Annotated in this window: 23 protein-coding genes; 17 read left to right on the top strand and 6 right to left on the bottom strand. The window is 42.1% G+C overall.

Annotation, left to right across the window (positions count from 1 at the left end; genetic code table 11):
* Nucleotides 1–180 precede the first annotated feature (180 nt).
* The 3 genes from RMZ43_RS15865 to shc form a co-directional block, all read right to left on the bottom strand.
* Complete coding sequence (locus RMZ43_RS15865) at nt 181–2,649, bottom strand: beta strand repeat-containing protein (protein WP_322653493.1); 2,469 nt, start codon at nt 2,647–2,649, stop codon at nt 181–183.
* Complete coding sequence (locus RMZ43_RS15860; protein WP_428850738.1) at nt 2,642–2,794, bottom strand: hypothetical protein; 153 nt, start codon at nt 2,792–2,794, stop codon at nt 2,642–2,644. Before RMZ43_RS15860 ends, RMZ43_RS15865 begins: the two co-directional genes overlap by 8 nt.
* Before the next feature lie 338 nt (nt 2,795–3,132).
* Complete coding sequence (gene shc / locus RMZ43_RS15855; RefSeq protein WP_322653492.1) at nt 3,133–5,043, bottom strand: squalene--hopene cyclase; 1,911 nt, start codon at nt 5,041–5,043, stop codon at nt 3,133–3,135.
* Nucleotides 5,044–5,167: 124 nt separating this feature from the next.
* Here shc and RMZ43_RS15850 point away from each other — a divergent pair, with 124 nt between their 5' ends.
* The 4 genes from RMZ43_RS15850 to RMZ43_RS15835 all read left to right on the top strand — a co-directional run bounded on the left by RMZ43_RS15850 (nt 5,168) and on the right by RMZ43_RS15835 (nt 9,560).
* Nucleotides 5,168–6,433: a glycosyltransferase gene (locus RMZ43_RS15850; RefSeq protein ID WP_322653491.1), complete on the top strand. Its 1,266-nt coding sequence runs from the start codon at nt 5,168–5,170 to the stop codon at nt 6,431–6,433.
* A gap of 32 nt (nt 6,434–6,465) precedes the next feature.
* Entirely contained in the window at nt 6,466–6,702 is a 237-nt protein-coding gene (locus RMZ43_RS15845; protein ID WP_322653490.1) for a hypothetical protein, read from the top strand.
* Nucleotides 6,703–6,907: 205 nt separating this feature from the next.
* Nucleotides 6,908–7,156, top strand: coding sequence for a hypothetical protein (locus RMZ43_RS15840; RefSeq protein WP_322653489.1), 249 nt, complete (start codon nt 6,908–6,910; stop codon nt 7,154–7,156).
* Nucleotides 7,157–7,229: 73 nt separating this feature from the next.
* Complete coding sequence (locus tag RMZ43_RS15835) at nt 7,230–9,560, top strand: NACHT domain-containing protein (RefSeq protein WP_322653488.1); 2,331 nt, start codon at nt 7,230–7,232, stop codon at nt 9,558–9,560.
* 325 nt (nt 9,561–9,885) lie between these two features.
* Here RMZ43_RS15835 and RMZ43_RS15830 read toward each other — a convergent pair whose 3' ends face one another.
* A complete protein-coding gene (locus tag RMZ43_RS15830; protein ID WP_322653487.1) occupies nt 9,886–10,236 on the bottom strand; it encodes an ArsR/SmtB family transcription factor in 351 nt (116 codons plus the stop codon).
* A gap of 81 nt (nt 10,237–10,317) precedes the next feature.
* On the opposite strand from RMZ43_RS15830, the gene trxA reads away from it, so the two are divergent.
* The 11 genes from trxA to RMZ43_RS15775 all read left to right on the top strand — a co-directional run bounded on the left by trxA (nt 10,318) and on the right by RMZ43_RS15775 (nt 18,994).
* Nucleotides 10,318–10,641 (top strand): thioredoxin, encoded by a 324-nt coding sequence (trxA, locus tag RMZ43_RS15825; RefSeq protein ID WP_012412473.1) that lies wholly within the window; start codon nt 10,318–10,320, stop codon nt 10,639–10,641.
* 144 nt (nt 10,642–10,785) lie between these two features.
* On the top strand, nt 10,786–11,580 hold the full coding sequence (locus RMZ43_RS15820) for an SDR family NAD(P)-dependent oxidoreductase (protein ID WP_322653486.1): 795 nt from the start codon (nt 10,786–10,788) through the stop codon (nt 11,578–11,580).
* Nucleotides 11,581–11,723: 143 nt separating this feature from the next.
* On the top strand, nt 11,724–12,836 hold the full coding sequence (locus RMZ43_RS15815) for an alkene reductase (protein ID WP_322653485.1): 1,113 nt from the start codon (nt 11,724–11,726) through the stop codon (nt 12,834–12,836).
* 108 nt (nt 12,837–12,944) lie between these two features.
* On the top strand, nt 12,945–13,379 hold the full coding sequence (locus tag RMZ43_RS15810; RefSeq protein ID WP_322650107.1) for a YybH family protein: 435 nt from the start codon (nt 12,945–12,947) through the stop codon (nt 13,377–13,379).
* A gap of 101 nt (nt 13,380–13,480) precedes the next feature.
* Nucleotides 13,481–14,146, top strand: coding sequence for a nitroreductase family protein (locus RMZ43_RS15805; protein WP_322650106.1), 666 nt, complete (start codon nt 13,481–13,483; stop codon nt 14,144–14,146).
* Nucleotides 14,147–14,584: 438 nt separating this feature from the next.
* Complete coding sequence (locus RMZ43_RS15800; protein WP_322650105.1) at nt 14,585–15,883, top strand: MFS transporter; 1,299 nt, start codon at nt 14,585–14,587, stop codon at nt 15,881–15,883.
* Nucleotides 15,884–16,039: 156 nt separating this feature from the next.
* Entirely contained in the window at nt 16,040–16,264 is a 225-nt protein-coding gene (locus RMZ43_RS15795; protein ID WP_322650104.1) for a hypothetical protein, read from the top strand.
* Between the two features lie 83 nt (nt 16,265–16,347).
* Nucleotides 16,348–16,527, top strand: coding sequence for a type II toxin-antitoxin system RelE family toxin (locus tag RMZ43_RS15790; protein ID WP_322650200.1), 180 nt, complete (start codon nt 16,348–16,350; stop codon nt 16,525–16,527).
* A gap of 60 nt (nt 16,528–16,587) precedes the next feature.
* Nucleotides 16,588–17,277, top strand: coding sequence for an SDR family NAD(P)-dependent oxidoreductase (locus tag RMZ43_RS15785; RefSeq protein ID WP_322653484.1), 690 nt, complete (start codon nt 16,588–16,590; stop codon nt 17,275–17,277).
* A gap of 34 nt (nt 17,278–17,311) precedes the next feature.
* Nucleotides 17,312–18,079, top strand: coding sequence for a class I SAM-dependent methyltransferase (locus RMZ43_RS15780; protein WP_322653483.1), 768 nt, complete (start codon nt 17,312–17,314; stop codon nt 18,077–18,079).
* Nucleotides 18,080–18,724: 645 nt separating this feature from the next.
* Nucleotides 18,725–18,994, top strand: a complete 270-nt coding sequence (locus RMZ43_RS15775; protein ID WP_322650101.1) for a hypothetical protein — start codon at nt 18,725–18,727, stop codon at nt 18,992–18,994.
* Nucleotides 18,995–19,245: 251 nt separating this feature from the next.
* Here the strand turns inward: RMZ43_RS15775 and RMZ43_RS15770 are convergent, their stop codons facing one another.
* Nucleotides 19,246–19,413 carry a hypothetical protein gene (locus RMZ43_RS15770; protein WP_322653482.1) on the bottom strand — a complete coding sequence of 56 codons (168 nt, stop codon included), beginning with the start codon at nt 19,411–19,413 and terminating at the stop codon, nt 19,246–19,248.
* A gap of 469 nt (nt 19,414–19,882) precedes the next feature.
* Here RMZ43_RS15770 and RMZ43_RS15765 point away from each other — a divergent pair, with 469 nt between their 5' ends.
* Both RMZ43_RS15765 and RMZ43_RS15760 read left to right on the top strand, forming a co-directional pair.
* Nucleotides 19,883–20,581: a glutathione binding-like protein gene (locus RMZ43_RS15765; RefSeq protein ID WP_322650099.1), complete on the top strand. Its 699-nt coding sequence runs from the start codon at nt 19,883–19,885 to the stop codon at nt 20,579–20,581.
* A 71-nt stretch (nt 20,582–20,652) separates the two neighbouring features.
* On the top strand, nt 20,653–21,198 hold the full coding sequence (locus RMZ43_RS15760) for a GNAT family N-acetyltransferase (RefSeq protein ID WP_322650098.1): 546 nt from the start codon (nt 20,653–20,655) through the stop codon (nt 21,196–21,198).
* A 47-nt stretch (nt 21,199–21,245) separates the two neighbouring features.
* Here RMZ43_RS15760 and RMZ43_RS15755 read toward each other — a convergent pair whose 3' ends face one another.
* Nucleotides 21,246–22,598 (bottom strand): cytochrome P450, encoded by a 1,353-nt coding sequence (locus RMZ43_RS15755; protein ID WP_322653481.1) that lies wholly within the window; start codon nt 22,596–22,598, stop codon nt 21,246–21,248.
* Between the last annotated feature and the right edge of the window lie 4 nt (nt 22,599–22,602).

The following is a 22,602-nucleotide window of genomic DNA, read 5'->3' as shown; positions in this document are numbered from 1 at the left end:
TTTTGAGTTAAAAAAGAAAGGTGAGGCATAACCCCACCTTTCTTTTTAAATTAATTATTTTAAGTTAATAGTTATAGTATTTTTTCCTAAACATTGGGTTAAGGAAATTTACCTCTTAAGGAAGCAGGGAGAGATGAAAAAGCTTAACCCAAGCCTATTGGTATACGCCTTATTAATCTACTATGCTTGAATGATGAAGTCTGAACCAATCAAAATCGGCGCACCAGTTAGAGTTGCAAATAGACCACCGCTACCAAAACCAGCCGCGCTGCCATTTTGGTTGTAAAACAACTGTCCAGTTACAGCGTTATAAACAATTTTCGCCGTGCTGGTCGCTGCTGAAGAAGTAATTTTAAAATCACTGGGATTACTAAAACCTATTCCTGTAGCAGAAGTAATAGTATTAAAGGTAGTTTTATCTAGGATAGTTTTGTCACCTTCGGAGTGTTTAAAATCAGCGATCGCATCTACACCAACAGCAGCACTAACAAAAGCAGCATTGGTGTTGTAGAAAAATCTGTCAGCACCTGTACCACCAACAAGGGTATCATTGCCTGCACCACCAATGAAAGTATCATTACCAGCGTCACCCCGCAACAGGTCATTGCCACTTTTGCCGTCGATTTTGTCATTACCCCCCTGACCATTGACCACATCAGCAGAGTTGTCAAAACCCTTAATGTTGTTGGATAGGTCATTAAGGAATGTCACCGTGTTCTTGTTGAACAGACTAGTTTGAGTGGAATTGGCATCAAAGACATTAAAGCTGTCTGTGATGCTAGTTTGGCCATTAAACAGAATATTGCCAATGGCTGTTGTTCCAGAAGCTTTCAGATTATGCAAATTTTCCAATTGAAAGTTTTGCAGAGTGACTTTGGTATTAGCCACATTTTCAAAGGTAACTTCTAGAATTTTGCCTATTTGAGTCAACAGCAGATTTCGGACAGTTAAGCCACTCCCTGTAAATTGCAAAGTGTCAACTTTAGCAATCACAGCCGCCGATGGATTTGTGCCTTTACCTACACCGCCAAAATCAGTGATGATGTCATTGCCATCGCCTTGGCGAATCACAAACTTATCTTGACCACCATTGCCTGTTAAGGTATCGTTACCAGCTAAACCATCGATGATGTTGTTGCTAGCCGTGCCTACAAGAGTATCTGCACCAGGAGTTCCCGTCAGCTTAAGAGTGCTAACTCCGATATTTGGCCCACCAAACAACACATAGCTTTGCCCAGCGCCAGGGATGCCATTAGGTGAGGTAAAAGGTGCGCCTATAATCAGGTCGTCAACGCCATCGTTGTTGATGTCACCCGCAGAACTAACTGAAAGACCTATCGCGCCACCCCCAGGAATGGTAAAGCCATTAGTACCATTCAAATCAGAGAGGTTGAGGCTGCCACTTTTGCCCACATTCGTCCCCCCAAACACCACATAGGCTTGCCTACCATCAGGTGCGCCTATAATCAGGTCGTCAATACCATCAGCGTTGACGTCCCCTGCATTGCTGACTGAAGAGCTTGAGAAGCTATTCTCAGTAATACCATTAATGGCAAAGCCATTAGTGCCATTCAAGTCAGAAAGGTTAAAAGTGCCACTAGTGCCGATATTCGTTCCCCCAAATAGCACATAGGTTTGCCCAGCTTGAATGACACCGTTGGCGGGCGCACGCCATGCCCCAATAATCAAATCATCAATGCCATCGTTGTTAATGTCCCCCCCATTACTGACTGAGAAGCCTGATTCGTTACCTGCTGCAATACCATTAATGGCAAAGCCATTGCTGCCATTTAAGTCAGAGAGGTTAAAAGTGCCGCCACTGCCGACATTTTTCCCCCCAAATATCACATAACTTTGCCCAGCATTCTCCTTGCCGTTAGGGTCGGCTTCATAGGTTCCAATAACCAGGTCGTTAATGTCATCATTGTTAATGTCCCCCGCATTACTGACTGAGAGACTAAATTTGTTACCCCCATTAATGACAAAGCCATTAGTGCCATCTAGGGATGAGGGGTTGAGGCTGCCGCCACTGCCCACATTCGTCCTTCCAAACACCACATAGCTTTTCCCAAATCCCCCAATAATTAAGTCGTCAATACCATCGTTGTTAACGTCTCCCGCATTGCTAACTGAGTTACCTATGGTGTCTATGTCATTAATGCCGATGATGGTAAAGCCATTAGTGCCATTCAAGTCAGAGAGGTTGAGGGCGCCGCTACTAGCAACATTCGTCCCCCCAAACACTACATAGCTTTCCCCAGCTTGAGAAATGTCGTTGCGAGAGGCAAAAGGTGCGCCAATAATCAGGTCGTCAATACCATCGTTGTTAATATCCCCTGCATTGCTAACTGACCTGCCTGAGTCACCACCAAAGCCGGTGATAGTAAAGCCATTAGTGCCATTTAAGTCAGAGAGATTGAACACGTCGCTACTGCCAACATTCGCCCCCCCAAATACCACATAGCTTTCCCCAGCGAAAGTGATGCCATTGCGGTTGGCAAGAGGTGCGGCAATAATCAAGTCGTCAACGCCATCGTTGTTGATGTCCCCCGCATTGCTGACTCTGTAGCCTGAGTCCCCATCTATGCCGTTTATAGCAAAGCCGTTGCTGCCATTCAAGTTAGAGATATCAAATGATGAATTAGCCATGATTTTCTCCCAGTTTTAAGACAAGTCTCTTGACCTGCAATGGTATTGCATCGACTGACAACGGCATTGCATCGACTGACAACGGCATTGTATCGACTAACAACGGTATTGCATCGACTAACAATTCTATTTCTTTCGTTCTCATGCTCTATATGAGAATTAAGAAAGCGTCATCAAGCTAAATTTTTAGGACTTGTGTGTACACCATAGAGCAACAGGGGAAACAACCTCGTCCACCCACGTTAGCGTAGCGGGACGAAGTTCGGGAATGGAGTTCCCCGTTGCTTTCAATAATTATTCTTAGAGGATGTTTTAAAAGTCATGATTGATGTATCAAATATTTTTTTACCCCTCCCTAACCCTCCCCTTATAAAGGGGAGGGAACCGGATTTTCTTGTTTCCCCCCTTTATAATGGGGGATTAAGGGGGGTAAAAATTCGATTCAAATCACAGTCAACCACTTTTCAAACAACCTTTTAACCTTTATTGAATCACTGCTTGATAGCGACCTAGCGCAATTAAAGGAAAGTATTGTTGATACAGATGATACTTGAGATAAAAATGACAAGGAAAGCCAGTACCTGTAAAGTCAGCCTCAAACCAAGTACCATCCGGCTGTTGAGTTGCCACTAGGTAGGCAATTCCTCGCTCGATCGCACCAAGAGCTAATTTACCAGTTGCTTCACCTGCTGCTAAGAGGCCAATTAAAGCCCAAGCAGTTTGAGATGCAGTACTATTTCCTTTTCCTTTAAGACTGGGATCGTTGTAACTACGACAAGTCTCACCCCAACCACCATCTGAGTTTTGACATCCGACTAACCAAGCTGCTCCTCTTTCTATATGGAGTTTATGCTTTTGAGGGTAAATCAAAGCCAAGGCTGATAAAACGCCACTGGTGCCGTAGATATAATTTACACCCCAACGACCAAACCAACAGCCCTCGGTTTCTTGTTCGCGCAGAAGATAAGTAAGCGATCGCTCTAAATTATCACTATCAATTGACAAATCACAAGCACCCAGCATTTCTACGACTCTAGCCGTAACATCTGCGGTATTTGGATCAATCATCGCTTTTAAGTCGCCATAAGGAATGGAGTTAAGCCAATCTTGATCGTTATCCAAATCGAATGCAGCCCAGCCGCCTGGTTTACATTGCATAGATGCAATCCAGTTTAACGCCCGTGCGATCGCCGCCTGCTTGATTTCTTCATTGGGGAGTTTCGCCAAATGTAAAGCCATCACCACCACTGCCGAGTCGTCTACATCGGGATAAAAGCGATTGTCAAACTCAAACGCCCAAGCCCCTGGTTTTCCCTGACGATTTTTTACAGCCCAATCTCCGTAATCTAAAATTTGTTTTTGTAACAACCATTCGCCAGCTTGCACTACGACAGGATGATCTGGTGCAAAGCCAGATTCTACTAAAGCACGCATCGCCCAAGCTGTATCCCAGACGGGTGAAACACAGGGTTGAACCCGATAGCTATCCTCTGTTTCAATGACAAAGTTATCAATTGCTTGCAAACCTCGTTCTACAATGGGATCGCTTCGGTCATAATTCAGACACCGCAAAGCTAGCATTGAATTCAACATTGCCGGAATAATCCCACCCCAGTCACCTGTGGCTTCTTGGCGCTCTAAAATCCATTTTTCGGCGGCTTTAATGCCTTCTTGGCGAAAGGGAACTAAATTCAGACTTTCTGCAAACTTGAACCCCTGATCAAGGGTGAGGAATAAATCTGTCCAATCGCCAGCTTGGGGTAATTCCCACCGGACTCGATCAACACCTTCAGCATAGAGTTCATCTAAGTTGATAGTTGGATCGGTGATAAAAACAGGTTTGCGATCGCACACAATCAGCAATGGTACTGTACTAGAACGCGCCCAGCTAGACATCTCGTAGATATTAACTGGAAAAGCTTTTGGCAACAGCATTATCCAAGGTGGTAGCGAGGGAATACCGCGCCAGTTGTAACAGCCAATCAAGGCTAGGTGTAACTTGGTGAAAATTCGAGTTTTGCTGATACCACCGCGTTGCAGAATAAAGGTTCGCGCTCGAACCATCGCCGGATCGGTTGCTGGTACACCTAGCAGCCTCAGCGCCATGTAGGCTTCAACCGAGGTACTAAGTTCTCCGCCATCACCGTAGTAAAGTTCCCAACCGCCATGCTGCCGTTGCTCTTGACGTAAGTATGTTTCAACTTTGTGTAAAGGTCTGCCTTGGTCTGTTCCCCAAATTTTATGCAAAAGGACGACTTCAGCAGTGATGGTGACATTAGATTCTAACTCTGCCCACCAGTAACCGGCAGGATTTTGAATCGAAAGCAAATATTGTTGACTGGCTGCGATCGCTGTTGCGACTTGATTGACTTTTACCCTGTCTTGTGTTTGCATCAAATACTATTTAACCTCAACACCAACACTAGTTATGAATACGGCAATATTATGATGAAAAAATTTTTTCTTTATTTAGTAGACATAGTATTCTGTCTGAGTCACTGAGAATTTGCAATAGGTCATGGATGTAATTGTATTAGGATTGATGCTCTTATCCTTGACAATTTGGTTAGGATTACTGTGTTTTTGGGGACAGTTTTGGCGAACAGACCAGCAATTAGAGGTTACAGAAACTCAGCTAGAATCATTACCTGTGGTTTGTGCCGTAGTTCCAGCCCGTAACGAAGCCCAATTGTTACCAACGACATTGCGATCGCTCCTACTCCAAGATTATCCTGGTTCTTTCAACGTGTTTTTAGTAGACGATCGCAGCACAGACCAAACAGCAAATTTTGCCGAAGGGGTTGCACACGCTGTAGGTAAACCCCAACAATTGCATATTATCTCAGGCGTTTCACTGCCTTCTGGTTGGTCGGGCAAACTTTGGGCAATTGAGCAAGGTATAAACAGCGCTAGTAAATTCGCACCTGACTATTTTTTATTAACCGACGCAGATATCGAACACGATCCTAGTAATCTTCGGCGACTCGTTGCGAAAGCTATTCAAGAAGATTTAGACCTAGTTTCTGTAATGGTGCGACTCAGGTGTGAAAGCTTTTGGGAAAAGCTTTTGATTCCAGCTTTCGTGTTTTTCTTCCAAAAACTCTATCCTTTTCGCTGGGTAAATAATCCCAACAATCCTACAGCCGCCGCCGCAGGGGGATCTATTCTGATCGCCCGTGAAGCTTTAGAACGAATCGGTGGTATTCAAGTAATTCGGCAAGCTTTAATCGACGATTGCGCCCTTGCTCAGGCTGTTAAGAGAGGAACTGGGAACTGGGGACACTTCGACAAGCTCAGTGCATCGCTGGCGGCTAGAGAAGAGTTTTCCCAATACCCAATCCCCGATCCCCAATCCCCAATCCCCAATCAAGGGCGTATCTGGCTAGGATTGAGTAACTTGACTCGCAGTTTACGTCCCTATGACTCGTTGGCGACGATTTGGGATATGGTTGCTCGTACTGCTTATACCCAACTGAATTATTCTCCATTACTATTATTGGGAACTTTAGTAGGAATGCCTCTGATTTATCTAGTTGCACCTGTGTGTGTAATTTTGGGTGCAGTTTGGGGCAACTGGGCGATCGCATTTACAGGTTTATTAGGATGGCTGTTAATGACTTTCGCTTACTACCCGACGATCCGCTTTTATAAGTGTTCTGTCTGGTTCGCGTTGGGCTTACCTGCGATCGCTTTTCTTTATACTTTGATGACTCTAGACTCAGCACTACGTCATTGGCAAGGACGCGGCGGCGCTTGGAAAGGAAGAGTTTATCCCGTAAAATAAAAGTAAGCCGAAAGTGGTTGATTAAAAGAGTTATGACAACCGCAACACCAACAAATAATCCTGTTATTGTCCCCAAAAAGCTACCTTTTTTGGAGTCAATTTGTTGGCAAACCGCCGATGTATATCGCTTTTCTTCAGAAGAAATGCTGAGTCGCTACGAGCGTGGCTGGCAATATCACAACCTATTCAATAATCTTGAGGGTGAAGAACTCAATTTTCTTAAAGAACTCGCCAGACGCTATAAATCCTGGTTGCAAGTTTGTCTATGATCTTTCAACCCGTTGAACTCACGTTAACCGAGAAGTATTGGGGATGCTCCCAGAAAAACTAGTTTTTGCTCCTGATTCAAAAACAATTTTTAGTTCAGAACGTATTTTGAACAAAAGTTGTACAAACTTAAACCATAAGCTAAACAGCGTTACTTTAATTACAGTTCATGATTAATACAGATTAGTTCAGAAACTGGAATCAATCATGAAATACACTCAACAATCAACTAATTTTGTACTTGTCTTCTTTACAGTTTTTTGCTTGACGACAATTTCTGGTGGAATGTCACTCTGGTTAGCTTTCCAACCCCAACTCTCAAAATATCAAGTTGGCATCCTAGAAGACAGCAGGGCAACTTGGCAAATGGGTATCGGATGTATATTTGGTTTATTAAGTAATAATGCGGCTCAACTCCTAGCTTCAAAGAAAAAGTCCGGTAGTGAAGAGGAATAATACTTGAGCTTCCGTTTACAAATAAGCTATTTTTCGTTTAATACCTAATTTCAATTTGACGCATATAGTAAGTATGACTGATAATTCAGTAAAACGGGCTAGGCAATCAATTTCAGCAACTCCAGAAGGACTTGAACAAGCCCAAAAAGCCTTACAACAAGTCTGTAAAGGAAAGAAAATACTACTAGCAGATTCTGCATACGTAGGACGTACTGTTGTTCAGAATTTTTTTGCTGGTAGACCTGTTGGTATAGAAAGCTTTCAAACCATTTGTAAACAATTAGAGCTTGACTGGCAACAAGTTGCTGGACTATCTTCACCCAAACAAAATGAGGACTTAGAAATTGCTAAACTTGTCCAAGAGGTACGTTCCTATATCCAGCCTTATATTCAGCAGCGTTGCGATACTATGCGAGTGTTGGATATGTCTCAACCAATTGGTTTAGATGATATTTATATCAGCGTTAACATTTTAGAAAAAATCACTAGAACGGGACGATGGGAATTAGACCAACTGCTGCGGGATGTTTCATCTAAAGATTTTGACCGTTTTAATCTAGGAAATGTTCGAGAAGAGCGAGTACCAGGGGTAAAAGCAGTACAAAGATTTTCAAAACTAGTGATTTTAGGCAAACCCGGCTCTGGAAAAACAACATTCCTCAAGCATTTGGCAATGCAGTGTATTTATGAGCAGATAAATCTGGTTCCAGTTTTCATCACTCTCAAGGATTTTGCAGAAGCTTCCGAACAGATGGATTTGTTAAACTATATTGCTCGGTTAATTGATCTGCCCTCACAAAAAATCGAAGATATTGCATGGCTAGTAAGGATTCTACGGGCAGGTAAAGTATTTATTTTATTAGATGGATTAGATGAAATAAAAGATACTGATAATAGTCGAGTTTTTCAAGAAATTCGGACTTTCGTTGCAAGATTTCACAGCAATAGATTTATAATAACCTGTCGCATTGCTGCGAAAGAATACATCTTTGATAATTTTACAGAAGTTGAAATTGCAGATTTTGATGACGAACAAATTACTAATTTTGTTAGTAAATGGTTTAGGAGTAAAAATGACTTAGTAAAAGCTAATAAGTTTCTAAATAAGCTAAAAAAAGAACAACCTATAAGAGAATTAGCAACAAGTCCAATTTTACTGACATTACTATGTTTAGTGTTTGAAGATACTGGGAGTTTTCCGTCTAATCGTTCCGAGTTATATAAAGGTGGGTTAGATGTTTTACTAAAACGCTGGGATGTAACACGAAACATTGAGCGCGATCAAGCTTATAAAAAGCTTTCACTACAACGTAAAGAAGATTTGTTAAGTCAGATAGCTTATTCAAACTTTGAAGCAGGTAATTACTTCTTTAAACAAAAACAACTTGAACGACAGATTACCGAATACATTCAAAATTTACTTGATGCTAATACTGATCCAAAAAAGCTGGAATTGGATAGTGAAGCGGTGTTGAAGTCGATTGAAGCACAACATGGGCTATTTGTAGAAAGGGCGCGCGGAATTTATTCATTCTCGCACCTAACATTTCATGAATATTTTACAGCCAGACATATAGTAGAAAATTGTAATCCAAAGTCAATGGAAGATGAAATGCTCAATATGTTAGTAAATCATCTAACTAAAAAACGTTGGCGAGAAGTTTTTTTATTAACGGTTGGAATGTTAACAACCTCAGATTGTTTGTTGCTTTTAATGAAAAAGCATATTGATCAGTTATTGGCAAGAGATGAACAATTACAGCAGTTTTTGCAATGGGTGAATGAAAAATCAATACTTCTTTCATCTAAAGAATACAAACCTGCGGCTATTCGAGCTTGTTATTTCGATTTTGATATAGCACTAGATCGTGATCGGACATTGGCCTGTCTTCTTGATTTTCCCTTTACCCGTGCTTTCACCTGTACTAGCCTTGTATTTCGTGCTACAGGTCGTGAAGTTGTCGATACATTTCTTGATATTACTTTAATTGATGATTTAAGAGACTATCGTTCCCTGGAACCTGCTCTTGCTATTGCTTTTAAGCGTGCTATTACTATTAATTCTCTTGAGAGTATAGGGGTTGACCCCAAACTTGTAGAATTGTTAAAACAACTCAAACAAGAATTACCTGAAGCAAATAGTAGTAAGGAAATATTAGAAAGCTGGTGGGAAGAAAAAGGTCAAGCCTGGGGAGACCTTTTAAGAGATATTCTAGTTCCATATCGGACTTTAGGTGAAACTTGGCATTTCGATAATTTTACTGATGAACAGAAGAAGTTACTGGCTCAATACTACTATGCCAATATGCTACTAATAGTATGTTTGAATAGTGATTGCTATGTCAGCCGGAATGTACGACAGGAAATCGAGAATACCTTATTTTTACCATGCAGTAATCGTTAATCCAAGTAAGAAAACTACGTAATAAACTGCTCCTAAATAAAAACTGCCAATCGCTTTTGGTAAGGTTTAATGCCCACCTTCCGCACCCAAAGTGTTACACATCAGTAAAAAGCAGATGGAGTAGTACGTAGCAAATAAGTAGGATCTAAGAGAAAATAGGATTAATGAAACGGGAGTTCGACGGGGAGAAAGAGGCAGAAAGTTTGCTAGATAACAAGCAAGAGAAACTGGGTAGGTCTAAGCGATCGCTAAGATTGATTTAGAAACACAAAAAGAAAAAAGAGAAGATTTTTAAACAAATAGCGCTGCCCAATGCCCCATGCCCCTAAATCCTAAAAGCTGTTTGTTTACTACTCGTAGGGCTAATAGGCAATGGTTGAGCCGCTTTCAATATGGCATCCAGTAATCCTGGAAACAGCACCTCTAAATCTTCACGCCGCAGGATGTTAATGTGCTGTGTCCCGGATTTCCGTGTCAAGACTATCCCCGACTCCCGTAAAATTTTAAAATGATTGGACATCGTAGACTTAGCGATCGCAAAATCAAAACTGGCACAGCATTGTTCCCCCTCAGTAGCCAACCGCCGCACAATCTCTAGCCGGACTGGATCGCCCAATGCATACAGCACTCCCGGTAAAGAAATATTTTTTCTATCTGGATGATAAAGAAATCTCATAGTTGCATTATCTCATCAGGTGGCATATATTTTTATTATTCGATATTATCGAATTATAGAATTAATTAGGAAGGCAATTTTATGTCATCCATTACAAATGTCACAGAAGCCACATTCAAACAAGAAGTCTTGGAAAGTGAAATCCCGGTATTAGTGGACTTTTGGGCCCCGTGGTGTGGCCCTTGTCGAATGGTGGGCCCAGTTGTCGATGAAGTTGCTGCTGAATACGAAGGACAGGTGAAATTTGTGAAGCTGAACACAGATCAAAATCCTACTGTCGCCAGCCATTATGGAATTCGCAGCATTCCGACGCTGATGGTTTTTAAAGGCGGTCGGCAGGTCGATACTGTCGTTGGGGCAGTTCCAAAAACCACCTTGAATAAGACCTTAGCACAGCATCTTTAATTTAAGTGAAGGGGGAGTAGGGGAGTAGGAAGCAGGGAGAAAATTTCTCTCCTCTGCACTCTTCCTACTTACCCTTTGCTTCTTGTGCCCCATTCCCTACTCCCAATTCCTAAATTCTGTTTCAACTAACGGGGAAAGAGCGAAATGGACTTGAAATTGCATGGTAAATCCGCGCTGGTGAGTGGCTCAACCGCAGGCATTGGTTTAGCGATCGCTCTTGGGCTAGCTCAAGAGGGTGCATCAGTGATTATCAACGGTCGCTCTAAAGAACGAGTAGACCAAGCGATCGCTAAAATTAAGCATTCTACACCCGACGCGAATGTTTCTGGTGTTGTTGCTGACACAGGTACTGCATCAGGGATAGAGAAGCTTTTTCAAGAGGTTCCTCACGTTGATATCCTGATCAACAATTTAGGTATTTACGAGCCAAAAGCCTTCTTTGATATTACTGATAAAGACTGGTTAAACATATTTGAGGTTAACGTCCTCAGTGGAGTCCGTTTGAGTCGGCAATATTTGCAAAAGCAGCTAGAGCAAAACTGGGGGCGGATAATTTTTATCTCCAGCGAATCTGGCATTCAAATTCCAGTGGAAATGATTCACTACGGTACAACTAAGACAGCACAGCTAGCCATTGCACGAGGTCTAGCAGAAATGACTGTCGGGACTGGAGTCACAGTAAACTCCGTCCTACCAGGGCCAACCCGCTCAGAAGGAGTTGAAAAGTTTATTAGCAACCTGGCACAGGAACGTAGTATTGATCGCTCCCAAGTCGAGGCTGAGTTTTTTCAAAATGTGCGTCCAAGTTCCTTAATCAAACGCTTTGCAACTAATGAAGAAGTAGCAGCGATCGTAGTTTATCTTTCTAGTCCCGTAGCTTCAGCAACTAATGGTGCAGCTTTGCGGGTAGATGGTGGCGTTATTCGGTCGATTGTTTAGTTTGGGCGGGAGTGGGGGATGAGGGAGCAGGGGAGACAAGGGGACAAGGGGACTTAAATCAGAACTTGCAACAAGTGTTTCCCCTTGTCCCCCCTGCCCAATGACCAATGACTAATAACTAAAATATTTGGAGATAAAAACCAATGACTGGTGATATCAACTTATTCTCTCCTTACCAATTAGGGAATCTGGAACTACCTAACCGGATAGTAATGGCACCCTTAACCCGAAACAGGGCAGGCCAGGGAAATGTACCACACCAACTGAATGCTACCTACTACGTCCAACGTGCTTCTGCTGGACTGATTATTTCAGAAGCAACACAGGTAACTCCTGAAGGACAGGGCTATCCTGCTACACCAGGAATTCATTCACCAGAACAGGTGGAGGGCTGGAAGTTAGTAACCGATGCCGTACATCAGCAGGGAGGGAGAATTTTTCTGCAACTATGGCATGTAGGCAGAATTTCTCACCCTGACTTCCAACCGAATGGAGCTTTACCTGTGGCACCTTCTGCCATTGCTCCTAAAGGTGAGACCGCAACTTATCAGGGGCCCAAACCCTTTGTTACTCCCCGTGCTTTAGAAACTTCAGAAATACCACAGATAGTCGAACAGTATCGTCAGGGAGCGGCAAATGCTCTAGCGGCTGGGTTTGATGGGGTAGAAATTCACGGTGCTAATGGTTATTTAATAGATCAGTTTCTGCGCGATCGCACCAATCAACGTACAGATAAATATGGCGGTTCCATTGAGAATCGCGCCCGATTCCTGTTGGAGGTGACGGAGGCAGTAACTAGTGTATGGGATTCTACCCGAGTAGGAGTACGTTTATCTCCCAGTGGGACTTTTAACGATATAGGTGATTCTAATCCCCTAGAGACATTTGGTTATGCGGCTCAAGCGTTGAACCAGTTTAATTTGGCATATCTGCATATTTATGAGGCAACAGAAGCAGATATCAGACATGGCGGAATAATTGTACCCACTAGTCACATACGCGATCGCTTTACAGGTACACTCATCGTCAATGGTGGTTATACTCGTGAAAAAGGCGATGCTGTACTGGCAAACAAAGCAGCAGATTTAGTTGCCTTTGGCACATTATTTATATCAAATCCCGATTTACCCCGACGCTTGGCTTTGAATGCACCACTAAACGAAGCAAATCAAGCAACCTTTTATGGTGGCGGTGAACAAGGATATACAGATTATCCATTTTGGTCATCTGCTAATGAGCAGGTAGTCAACACCTAATTTATGTCATCTAAATAGTTCAAACCCAAGTTCCGCACTCTGAGGAGATTCTCGGTTTTTCCAGGATACCAACATCGGTAAAATGGTTGTGCAAGTTGGTCATAAACTATGAAAGAGACTTTAGAAGAAGCGAAAATCAAAGAACGCGTTAACGATTGGTTAGCTGCATTTAGTCCAGGCAATAAACCATTTGATTTTTCTGTTTTAGATAATCTCTACTGGCAAGATGAAAAATTCCTAGCCTTCGATACTCTCTCACCACAGACTACTCGAATTCAAGGATGGCAATCCTATGAGGAAGTCTGGAAACCTTTCATGGTTGCAATAGCACAGTGGCAAGTTAAACCAGTTGGAGATATTCGGATCTGGACAAATGATAACATTGCCGTCTCTGCTTTGATCTTCCGCAGTACCGCAACCACCATTGCGAAAGAAGCGGTTGTAATTACGGCTCATGCGACACTTGTATGGGAGAACCGACAGGGACAATGGCGTATTATCCACGAGCACATCTCTAACCCCGTTAACATAGATACCAATTAGAGAAGAACACATTACAGTGTCCTGTTCTCTAATGCTCTTGAATCACTCTAGGCAGAGTAAAATCCGAAACCCTTTCATAACTTAACTATCAGGAGAATTTCATGAGTTCCATCACCCAAACTCAAGCTTTAGATGTACCGAGTGCGATCGCTCAACGTCGTTCCATCAAAACTTTTAAAACAGACCCCATCGCCCCAGAACTACTTAAGCAACTGGTAGAGTTAACCGTAGCAGCACCTAGTAGTTATAATATCCAGGACTGGCGAATTATTATTGTGCAAGATGAGGCGCAAAAAGCAGCACTATCAGCAGCATCGTGGAATCAACAGCAAATTGTCCAAGCACCTGTAACCTTTGTGTTTGCCGCCGATCCTAACGCAGGCGAACAAAACTTGGCCCCGATTCTAGAACGGGGACTTGAAACTGGGGCATGGAATGAAGGCACGGTAAACTACTTTAAAACCGCCATCCCGCAATTTCAAGCTGGATTAGGCGACAAACGACGCGAATATGCGATCAAAGATGCCATCATTGCCGCCACTCATTTGGTGTTAGCAGCAGAAAGTTTAGGATTATCCACTTGTTTTATGAATGGTTGGATTGAAGATCAGGTAAAACAAGTGATTGGTGCTGGGGATAATCCAGATTTAGCGATCGCTGTTTTAGTTCCCGTTGGCTATGCAGCAGAACCACGTTTAAATCCAGGTCGTTTGCCATTCTCTTCCAATGTCTCTGTAGACAGAATCGGTAACCCTTATGCAGGGTAACTTTTCCTAAATGGGGAATGGGGAATGGGGAATAGGTGATAAGTCTTTGATACTCGCCAACGAGTCTTTAATACTCGTGAATGAGTCTTTGATACTCGCCGACGAGTCTTTGATACTCGTGAATGAGTCTTTGATACTCGCCAACGAGTCTTTGATACTCGCCGACGAGTCTTTGATACTCGCCAACGAGTCTTTTATACTCGTGAATGAGTCTTTGATACTCGTGAATGAGTCTTTTATACTCGCCAACGAGTCTTTTATACTCGCCGACGAGTCTTTGATACTCGTGAATGAGCCTTTGATACTCGCCTCTGTTGGGTTTCGTTCCTCAACCCAACCTACTAGCGCTTTTATACTCGTGAATGAGCCTTTGATACTCGCCTCCCCTGCTCCCCCTCGCCTCCCCTGCTCCCCCTGCCCCCTTCCCCCTCCCCAACCATGTCCCTACCCTCCTTTCTAGCGCGTCGTTCGTTCCACTATGCCTGGATCGTAGCTGGTTTAACCTTCCTAGCCTTGCTCGTTGCAGCCGGAATTCGTTCTGCTCCTGGAGTTTTTATAGTGCCTCTCGAACAGGAGTTCGGCTGGAGTAGAGCAACTATATCTTTGGCAATCTCCATTAATTTAGTACTCTACGGCTTGATTGGCCCTTTTGCCGCCACAGTTATGGAGCGGATCGGCATTCGCCGGATGATGGTGTTCTCACTTGCTGTAATTGCTCTCGGTGTCGGTTTAACTACTTTGATGTCAGCTTCCTGGCAGCTAGTTTTGCTGTGGGGTGTAGTTGTCGGTTCTGGTAGCGGAGTTATCGCCCTGGTTTTGGGTGCTATTGTTGTTAATCGATGGTTTTTTGAGAAGCGGGGTCTAGTTCTGGGCATTTTAACTGCCAGTACAGCTACGGGGCAACTGGTATTTCTGCCGATGCTGGCCTCAATGGCTGATCGCTTCGGGTGGCGAACTGCTGCTCTGGCTCTTAGTGGTGCAGCACTTCTAATTATTCCAGCGATCGCAGCCTTTATGCGCGATCGTCCGACGGATGTCGGTTTGCGACCCTTTGGCGACAACAGCGAAACTGTGGAAATATCGCAGCCTAGAGCAAATTCCATCGCCTCTACCCTCAACGCCCTCTGGCTGGGAATGCGTAATCGAGACTTCTGGCTGTTATTTGGTAGCTTTTTTATCTGTGGTGCAAGCACAAATGGGTTAATTGGAACTCATTTGATTCCCGCTTGTATTGACCACGGTATCCCTGAAGTCAAGGCTGCTGGTCTATTGGCAATCATGGGACTATTTGATTTTTTTGGAACTACTATGTCCGGTTGGCTATCCGATCGCTGGAACAATCGCTACTTATTGTTTTGGTACTACGGACTGCGGGGTTTGTCTTTGATTTTCTTGCCCTTCAGTTTCAACTTTTCCTTTTATGGACTTTCCATTTTCGCCGTTTTCTATGGACTTGATTGGATTGCCACTGTACCACCGACAGTCCGTCTTGTTGCCAACGTCTTCGGTAAACAAAATGTCGGCGTGATGTTCGGTTGGATTGTAGCAGGACACCAACTCGGTGCAGCCACAGCAGCATTCGGAGCCGGAGCGTTGAGAACTTGGACGGGTAGTTATTTACAAGCGTTTATTTTCTCAGGCGTTCTCTGTCTAATCGCCGCAGTTTGTGTACTGCAAATTGGTCAAAGTCCCACTAAGGGCAATTCACAGTTATCTTCATTCACGCTCAATCCTTAATTTATAGCTGGTATGTACCTTGATTTATCAAATAAATCCTTTGGTTCATAATACTCTCGCAGTAAAAACCTATTGAGAGTATCATGTTAAAATCCCTCAATATTTTCACAACTTTGATAAAGTGTCAAAACAATTAATAGCAGAGGATGAGTAAAAATGAAAACCGAACACGAACGCGAACAATTAATTAAAGATATCAACATACTGCTAAATCAAGCTTATGACAGTACTTTAGACGAGATTTATGCTCTACTAAAACGTATAGATGATGAAGAGGATGAAGAGGATATAAAAGCTATTAGAGAAGCTAGGGAAGATAGACGCATCAATGGTACTGTGTCTTGGGACGAATATAAAGGATATGAGAAAGAAACTGCGTAATGTATCAAATTGAATTTACTAAAGGTGCAACAGAACAACTAAATAAACTCCCAATCAACATTAAAAACCGCATCGATTAAAAAATTTTAGCTTTAGCTATAGAACCTCGTACCAAGAGGGTTACAAAATTAAAGGATGAAGAAAATACTTATCGGATTCGAGTAGGTGAGTACCGAGTGATTTATGAAATATATGACAATATTTTGTTAATAAGTGTAGTTAAAGTAGGGCATCGCAGTAAGGTTTATGAAGATGAAAGTTGACATCCAATCAAAACTAAGAACTATCATCAACTGTTAATCCTAACAAGGAGAATTAAATTTATGGCAACAACAGCTTTAATTGTCGGTGCAGGTAGTGGACTAAGCGCATCTTTAGCTCGCCTATTTGCCAAAGAAGGATTCACCGTAGCTTTAGCGGCTCGCCAAATTGAAAAACTCACTCAATTAAGCAGTGAAATTGGCGCAGTTAGTTTTGCTGCTGATGCCTCAAACCCAGATGAAGTAGAACAGTTATTTATTGATATTGATAATAAAATTAGTTCCCCGAATATTGTCGTTTACAATCCTAGTTACCGAGTGAGGGGGCCTCTTGTTGATCTTGACCCTGGTGAGGTGGCAAAAACCCTAGATGTAACTGCTTATGGCGGCTTTCTCGTTGCCCAAGCTGCTACCAAAAGGTTTTTGCAGCTTGGTGGCGGTGCTATCTTTTTTACTGGAGCCTCAGCGAGTGTCAAGGGTTATGCTCAGTCTGCTCCCTTTGCAATGGGTAAATTTGCACTGCGCGGTTTGGCTCAGAGTATTGCTAGAGAATTAGCACCAAAGAATATTCATGTGGCGCATTTCGTGATTGATGGGGCAATCCGCTCCACAGTCCGCCAAGATCCAGCAGATAATCCTGATAGTACTCTTGACCCAGATGCGATCGCTCAAACTTATCTCAGCATTTTACGCCAACCTCGCAGTGCTTGGACTTATGAAGTAGAACTACGCCCGTGGGTAGAGAACTTTTAGGCAAGACAATTGTTACAAGAATAGTTTTGCAGGTATGAATATTGATTTTGGTGCAACTGCTACTGATTATGCAAAACACCGCGCTGGCTTTCCCAGTTCATTATTTAACAAACTGTCTGAATATGGTATAGGTTTACCAGGGCAGAATATTGTTGACCTTGGTACAGGAACAGGAACATTAGCGCGGGGCTTTGCCGATAGAGGTGCTTATGTCATTGGCATAGATCCATCAGTTTCACTTTTAGAACAAGCGAGACTGTTAAGCGAATCTATTGAACTCAAAGTAGATTATCGAGTTGCAACTGCTGAGAATACTGAGTTACCAAACGCAAGTGCGGATGTGGTGACAGCCGGACAGTGTTGGCATTGGTTTGATCGTCCCCGTGCTGTCCAAGAAATTACTCGAATATTGAGAAAAAATGGCTCGATCGCGATCGCTCATTTTGATTGGATACCCTTAAAAGATAATGTTGTTCAAGCAACAGAACAACTGATCAAGGCTCATAATCCAGCGTGGAATTTGGATGGCGGTAATGGAATGTATCCCTTGTGGTTACAAGACATTGGCGAAGGAGGATTCCGAGAAATCCGCACATTTTCTTATGATGTATTTGTGTCTTATACACACGAAGCTTGGCGGGGAAGAATTCGTGCTAGTGCTGGTGTGGGAGCCAGTATGACACCAGAAAAGGTAGAAGTATTTGACCAGGAATTGGCGACATTACTCGAAGCAACATATCCTACACCAATTCTTCAGGTTCACCATAGAGTTTGGGCTGCGATCGCCAAATCACCGCTATGAAAAAGTATAATGGTCGCTGCCATTAAAGATAAAGGTTTTCGGTAACAGACAAGGCAAAGTATTAAGCCAAGACTAATTAAGGCGATTGTTCGCAGAGGGATTTCTTACCTCCACGCGATCGCGCCACCCACAGACATGCAAAAACGAAAACCAATGTCTTGCTTGCAAACTACAGCAGCTACGCCAGTTGAGCGTCTTATACAATTGATACCTGCTCATAAAATCAATTTAGATGAAAATACGTAGAACAAACTTAGAAATATTTATTGATAACTTTAAGCAAATCCTGCAAGGCTATAAATAATTTATGATTCTTTTATAAATATTATTTACATATCAACACATCAAAACTTTTATATATTAAAAAGCTTGATAATTATAGTAATAAAGGCTATATAACAGATTAAATTTCATATACTTACTTACTAAGGTTAGATAAGAAAATGCTCATAATAAATACTGAAAAAAGAGCAAAAAAATTGTTATAGGGCTTGCTATCTTTCCAAGCCTGAATTGTCAAGTCTGTGCACATACATTCTTTTTGATTAATCTAATTAATAGTTAGAGCAAGAAAAAATATTATTTTCTTGCTCAAAACATAAAAAGTAAATTTTCGTATTTCTTTATTTGGAAGAATAATTCACTATGTCTAGAAATAAAAGCCTGATAGTTGAAAACCAAGAAGAATTGTTTGAAGACTTATCAGATGAATGCTGCGAACAAATAACAGGAGGTAAAAGTTGGTGGAAGAAAGTTACAAAAACACTTGAGCATGCCACAATAAAAACTTTGAATAATGCAGGCAGCGCAGTAACTCAGGCTGGAGGCATGACAGCACTTGGAATTTACACAGCAGGTGAGCTAGCTTTAGAAGCAACTGGAATAGTGGGAAAAAACCAAATAGACGGAAATTAGACTAACAAAACTTAAACAATTTATTTATCTCATTTCTCAACTCTAGCCGAGAAATACACTTACTTAAGCTCTGCCTCTTTGAAACAACTAAAGGCAGAGCTTTTTGCTTACTACACTTCAAAAATGACTCGTGCATTTTTGGACTACCAAGGAATAAAATTAGCCACATAGCAAGCTGCCAGTGATAGCTTCTTTGCAGTAGAGAGACGAATATTGCAATTGTTAAAGCTAGTCTTGCTTGATAGGTTTGTTTATAGCGATCGCTTGTAGTAACATTTTTGGCAGCCAAAAAGATTCATATTTCCCAAATATAATTTTGGGAAATATGAATCTGGCTGGATAGTGGAAAATCCTGATGAAACATAATCTCCTTTTGGCAATAAGCTTCCTTCAATCAGTTTTACTGTCTTTTCACTCATAAGCTACTCTCTAAATTATTTGAAATTCTCGGTTTTGGAGTTGCAATTTTACTACACAACTTCTCGAAAAGCGCCATTATCCCTACAGATGAACTAGTTAATTTTTTTTAAGCATTACGTGTTTTTTTTTGTAATGCAAAATTATTAATAGCCCAGCAAAATAGTCCAGTATAGGGCTATAGCTCCATACTGAAAGCGATTTTCCATCTTAACTCTAGGACAATTCTTTTGGGTATAAAGTGCTAAAATACTTACTGTATATACACAGGACTTACGCAAAAACTCTCTGAAACTTTTATTCCTTTGTGTCCTTTGCGTCCTTTGCGGTTCGTTTTATCATGATTTTGCGTAAGTCCTAATACATTTTTGCAGCTTTCGCCCTCTTCTTTTCAGATTTTGTGAGAAATCCGAAAAAGCTGTCCGCACTATTAGCTTAAAAAACAATTGCACAATTTTAGGGAAGATAATCATGATCGATCTTTATTATTGGACAACCCCAAACGGTCATAAAATTACGATTTTTTTAGAAGAAGTCGGTTTGCAATATACCATAATTCCTGTGAATATTGGGGTTGGGGATCAATTTAAACCCGAATTTTTAAAGATTTCTCCTAACAATCGCATCCCTGCGATCGTTGACCAAGAACCCGCAGATGGAGGTGCGCCGATTTCGGTATTTGAGTCTGGTGCAATCTTGCTGTATTTAGCAGAAAAAACCGGGAAATTAATCCCTCAAGATTTACGTAATCGCACTCAAGTTTTAGAATGGTTGTTCTGGCAAATGGGAGGACTGGGGCCAATGGCGGGACAAAATCATCACTTTAGCGCCTATGCTCCTGAAAAGATTGAATATGCCATAAACCGCTACGTGAATGAGACGGGACGCTTATATGGAGTGCTGAATAAGCAATTAGCAGATAGAGAATTTGTGGCTGGTGATTATTCTATCGCCGATATTGCTGCCTATCCCTGGATTGTACCCTATGAACGCCAAAGTCAGAATCTAGAAGATTTTCCTAATCTCAAACGCTGGTTTGAGGCAATTAAAGCCCGTCCAGCAACAATTCGCGCCTACGAGAAAGCAGAAGCACTGAAAACTCAGGCGCTCGATCCAGATAAGTCACGGGATTTGTTATTTAACCAGTCGGCGAAGACTATTCAACCTTAAGCCTAATGAAATTGTCTTGTTACTATGGCGATCGCTAATTTAGCTCTAAACCCAGATCATTAGTCGCAACTATGGGCAACGATTTCTCACTATCTTCCTTTCCTGAATTAGAAACAGAAAGGCTCCTTCTTCGTGAGACAACGTTGCAGGATGCTGAGGCTATCTTTGCTGTATTCTCCGATCCAGGCGTGACTCAGTTTCACGATCTTGATACTTTCACTTCTATTGAAGAAGCCATTGCTGTTGTTGAACGTAGAGCCAAGCGGTTTGAGCGAGGAGATGCAATTCGCTGGGGAATTGCCCGTAAGCAAGACAACGTTATGATTGGTTCTTGTGGGTTTACATGGAACCCACAAGAACAGTCTGCTGAGGTTGGTTATGAGCTTGCCAATACTTTTTGGAGACAAGGCATTATGACAGAGGCAGTGCGTACCATCTTGCAATTTGGGTTTGAAAAAATGGGTTTGCGTTTTGTTGTTGCCCAAGTCATGCTGGACAACATAGCCTCTAAAAAGCTGCTAAAAAAGTTAGGTTTTCAGAGTCAGGGTGTACTGAAACAGCATGGCTTCTTCAAAGGGCAGTTTCACGATCTAGAGCAATTTGTGCTTAACAAATAAGAAAACCGAGTGAATAGGTTAGCAACGGATACAAGCTGATGTTGAGCTTAGTTTTTTAGTTCGAGGTTGCTGATTTGCGCCTGTAATTTTCCTTCTACTTGAAAAGGTAGTTGATGATAGTTGTTAGATTCATATTCTGGTGTCACTTTCCAATCATATCGTTGCAGCAACGTTGCCAAAAAAATCTTAATTTCCATCTTGGCAAACTCCATTCCAATGCATATATGTTCACCACCACCAAAACCAATTAAAGCAAAGGAGTCTTTTTTATCTTCTTCGCGGGGAGGGGCAAAGCGTTCTGGCTCAAAACTTTCTGGGTTAGTATAAATCTCGCTCATGCGATGCGTTAATCCTTGAGTAATAATCACCACCCAACCAGGAGGAATGCGGTATCCTGCATATTCAATTTCTTTTACAACTCCCCGAAATAGTACTACACCTGCGGGATTGTAAAGTCGTTCTATTTCTTTCAAAAAATAAGTCATTTGATTAAGTTGCTTAAGGTGTCCCAAGTTTAAAGGTTCATCTCCTACAACTTCTGCCAGTTCTTGGCGGAGTGTCGCGCGCCATTGCGGACGCGCTGCCAGTTCAACCATTGCCCACGTTAAGGATGTAGCAGTAGTGAAATGTGCCGCATTCAATAAGTGTATCAGTTCGTCTATAATCTGTGAGTCGGCTAAAGCATTCCCCTCTTCATCTACTGCTGCTAAAAACAATCCTAATACTTCACAAGACTCCTGTAAGTTGCCTTGAAGTTTGCGTTCGCTGATAATTTTTTGTAAGAAAGCTTTAAGCTGACGACGAGCATTTTGGGAACGACCATATTTTGTAAACGTTATATCTAGCCGCAATAATGCTAATGCTCCCTGCGTCAAAGTGTTATACAACTGTTCGATTTGCTCAACTTCGCTTTGTACTTGAACACCTAATAATAGCCGAATCCCAATTCGCAATGCTAACTGATTAAATTCATTCTTGATAAAAATTGGGCTGTCTTCTATCCAGTTTTCTAAGCAGTTGTTAACTTCAGTTTGCATAATGTCAAAATAGTTAGTAATGGCTTTTCCATGAAACGCTGGAGCCATTAAGCGACGAGTGCGGCGATGTTCTTCTCCATCTTGAAGCATCATTGGCCGCCCGAAAATATGCTCCATAGCTACTTTCCATCCTAAGTAGGAAGATACACGATCAGCTTGTTCTTGCAGAATTAGTCGATTTGCTTCCGTCCCTACCAAAACTGCATATTTCTTTCCTAAAATGCTAGTTTTAAAAATGGGCCCGTAGCGTTGGTAGTTCTTCGTCAGCCCCCATCCTTGAGTAGCAAATAATCGCAGAGTTTCACCTAAAATAGGTAGCCCAAAGCTACCGGGCATTTCCTCGGCTGGTTTTAGTTGTGTCATTTTT

The organism is Nostoc sp. CmiVER01 (assembly GCF_034531135.2).
In the GTDB taxonomy this organism is placed as follows: domain Bacteria; phylum Cyanobacteriota; class Cyanobacteriia; order Cyanobacteriales; family Nostocaceae; genus Nostoc.
Note: the sequence above shows the minus strand (reverse complement) of the source record. Positions and strands in the feature narration are given on the sequence as shown.

What these genes read in the sequence shown, in the direction of transcription:
- RMZ43_RS15810 (WP_322650107.1), top strand. Translation starts at nt 12,945, where the DNA reads ATGAAAGAGACTTTAGAAGAAGCGAAAATCAAAGAACGCGTTAACGAT.
- RMZ43_RS15785 (WP_322653484.1), top strand. Translation starts at nt 16,588, where the DNA reads ATGGCAACAACAGCTTTAATTGTCGGTGCAGGTAGTGGACTAAGCGCA.
- RMZ43_RS15860 (WP_428850738.1), bottom strand. Translation starts at nt 2,794, where the DNA reads ATGAGAACGAAAGAAATAGAATTGTTAGTCGATGCAATACCGTTGTTA.
- RMZ43_RS15800 (WP_322650105.1), top strand. Translation starts at nt 14,585, where the DNA reads ATGTCCCTACCCTCCTTTCTAGCGCGTCGTTCGTTCCACTATGCCTGG.
- RMZ43_RS15765 (WP_322650099.1), top strand. Translation starts at nt 19,883, where the DNA reads ATGATCGATCTTTATTATTGGACAACCCCAAACGGTCATAAAATTACG.
- trxA (WP_012412473.1), top strand. Translation starts at nt 10,318, where the DNA reads ATGTCATCCATTACAAATGTCACAGAAGCCACATTCAAACAAGAAGTC.
- RMZ43_RS15775 (WP_322650101.1), top strand. Translation starts at nt 18,725, where the DNA reads ATGTCTAGAAATAAAAGCCTGATAGTTGAAAACCAAGAAGAATTGTTT.
- RMZ43_RS15805 (WP_322650106.1), top strand. Translation starts at nt 13,481, where the DNA reads ATGAGTTCCATCACCCAAACTCAAGCTTTAGATGTACCGAGTGCGATC.
- shc (WP_322653492.1), bottom strand. Translation starts at nt 5,043, where the DNA reads ATGCAAACACAAGACAGGGTAAAAGTCAATCAAGTCGCAACAGCGATC.
- RMZ43_RS15780 (WP_322653483.1), top strand. Translation starts at nt 17,312, where the DNA reads ATGAATATTGATTTTGGTGCAACTGCTACTGATTATGCAAAACACCGC.
- RMZ43_RS15850 (WP_322653491.1), top strand. Translation starts at nt 5,168, where the DNA reads ATGGATGTAATTGTATTAGGATTGATGCTCTTATCCTTGACAATTTGG.
- RMZ43_RS15795 (WP_322650104.1), top strand. Translation starts at nt 16,040, where the DNA reads ATGAAAACCGAACACGAACGCGAACAATTAATTAAAGATATCAACATA.
- RMZ43_RS15865 (WP_322653493.1), bottom strand. Translation starts at nt 2,649, where the DNA reads ATGGCTAATTCATCATTTGATATCTCTAACTTGAATGGCAGCAACGGC.
- RMZ43_RS15835 (WP_322653488.1), top strand. Translation starts at nt 7,230, where the DNA reads ATGACTGATAATTCAGTAAAACGGGCTAGGCAATCAATTTCAGCAACT.
- RMZ43_RS15830 (WP_322653487.1), bottom strand. Translation starts at nt 10,236, where the DNA reads ATGAGATTTCTTTATCATCCAGATAGAAAAAATATTTCTTTACCGGGA.
- RMZ43_RS15770 (WP_322653482.1), bottom strand. Translation starts at nt 19,413, where the DNA reads ATGAGTGAAAAGACAGTAAAACTGATTGAAGGAAGCTTATTGCCAAAA.
- RMZ43_RS15760 (WP_322650098.1), top strand. Translation starts at nt 20,653, where the DNA reads ATGGGCAACGATTTCTCACTATCTTCCTTTCCTGAATTAGAAACAGAA.
- RMZ43_RS15820 (WP_322653486.1), top strand. Translation starts at nt 10,786, where the DNA reads ATGGACTTGAAATTGCATGGTAAATCCGCGCTGGTGAGTGGCTCAACC.
- RMZ43_RS15755 (WP_322653481.1), bottom strand. Translation starts at nt 22,598, where the DNA reads ATGACACAACTAAAACCAGCCGAGGAAATGCCCGGTAGCTTTGGGCTA.
- RMZ43_RS15845 (WP_322653490.1), top strand. Translation starts at nt 6,466, where the DNA reads ATGACAACCGCAACACCAACAAATAATCCTGTTATTGTCCCCAAAAAG.
- RMZ43_RS15840 (WP_322653489.1), top strand. Translation starts at nt 6,908, where the DNA reads ATGAAATACACTCAACAATCAACTAATTTTGTACTTGTCTTCTTTACA.
- RMZ43_RS15815 (WP_322653485.1), top strand. Translation starts at nt 11,724, where the DNA reads ATGACTGGTGATATCAACTTATTCTCTCCTTACCAATTAGGGAATCTG.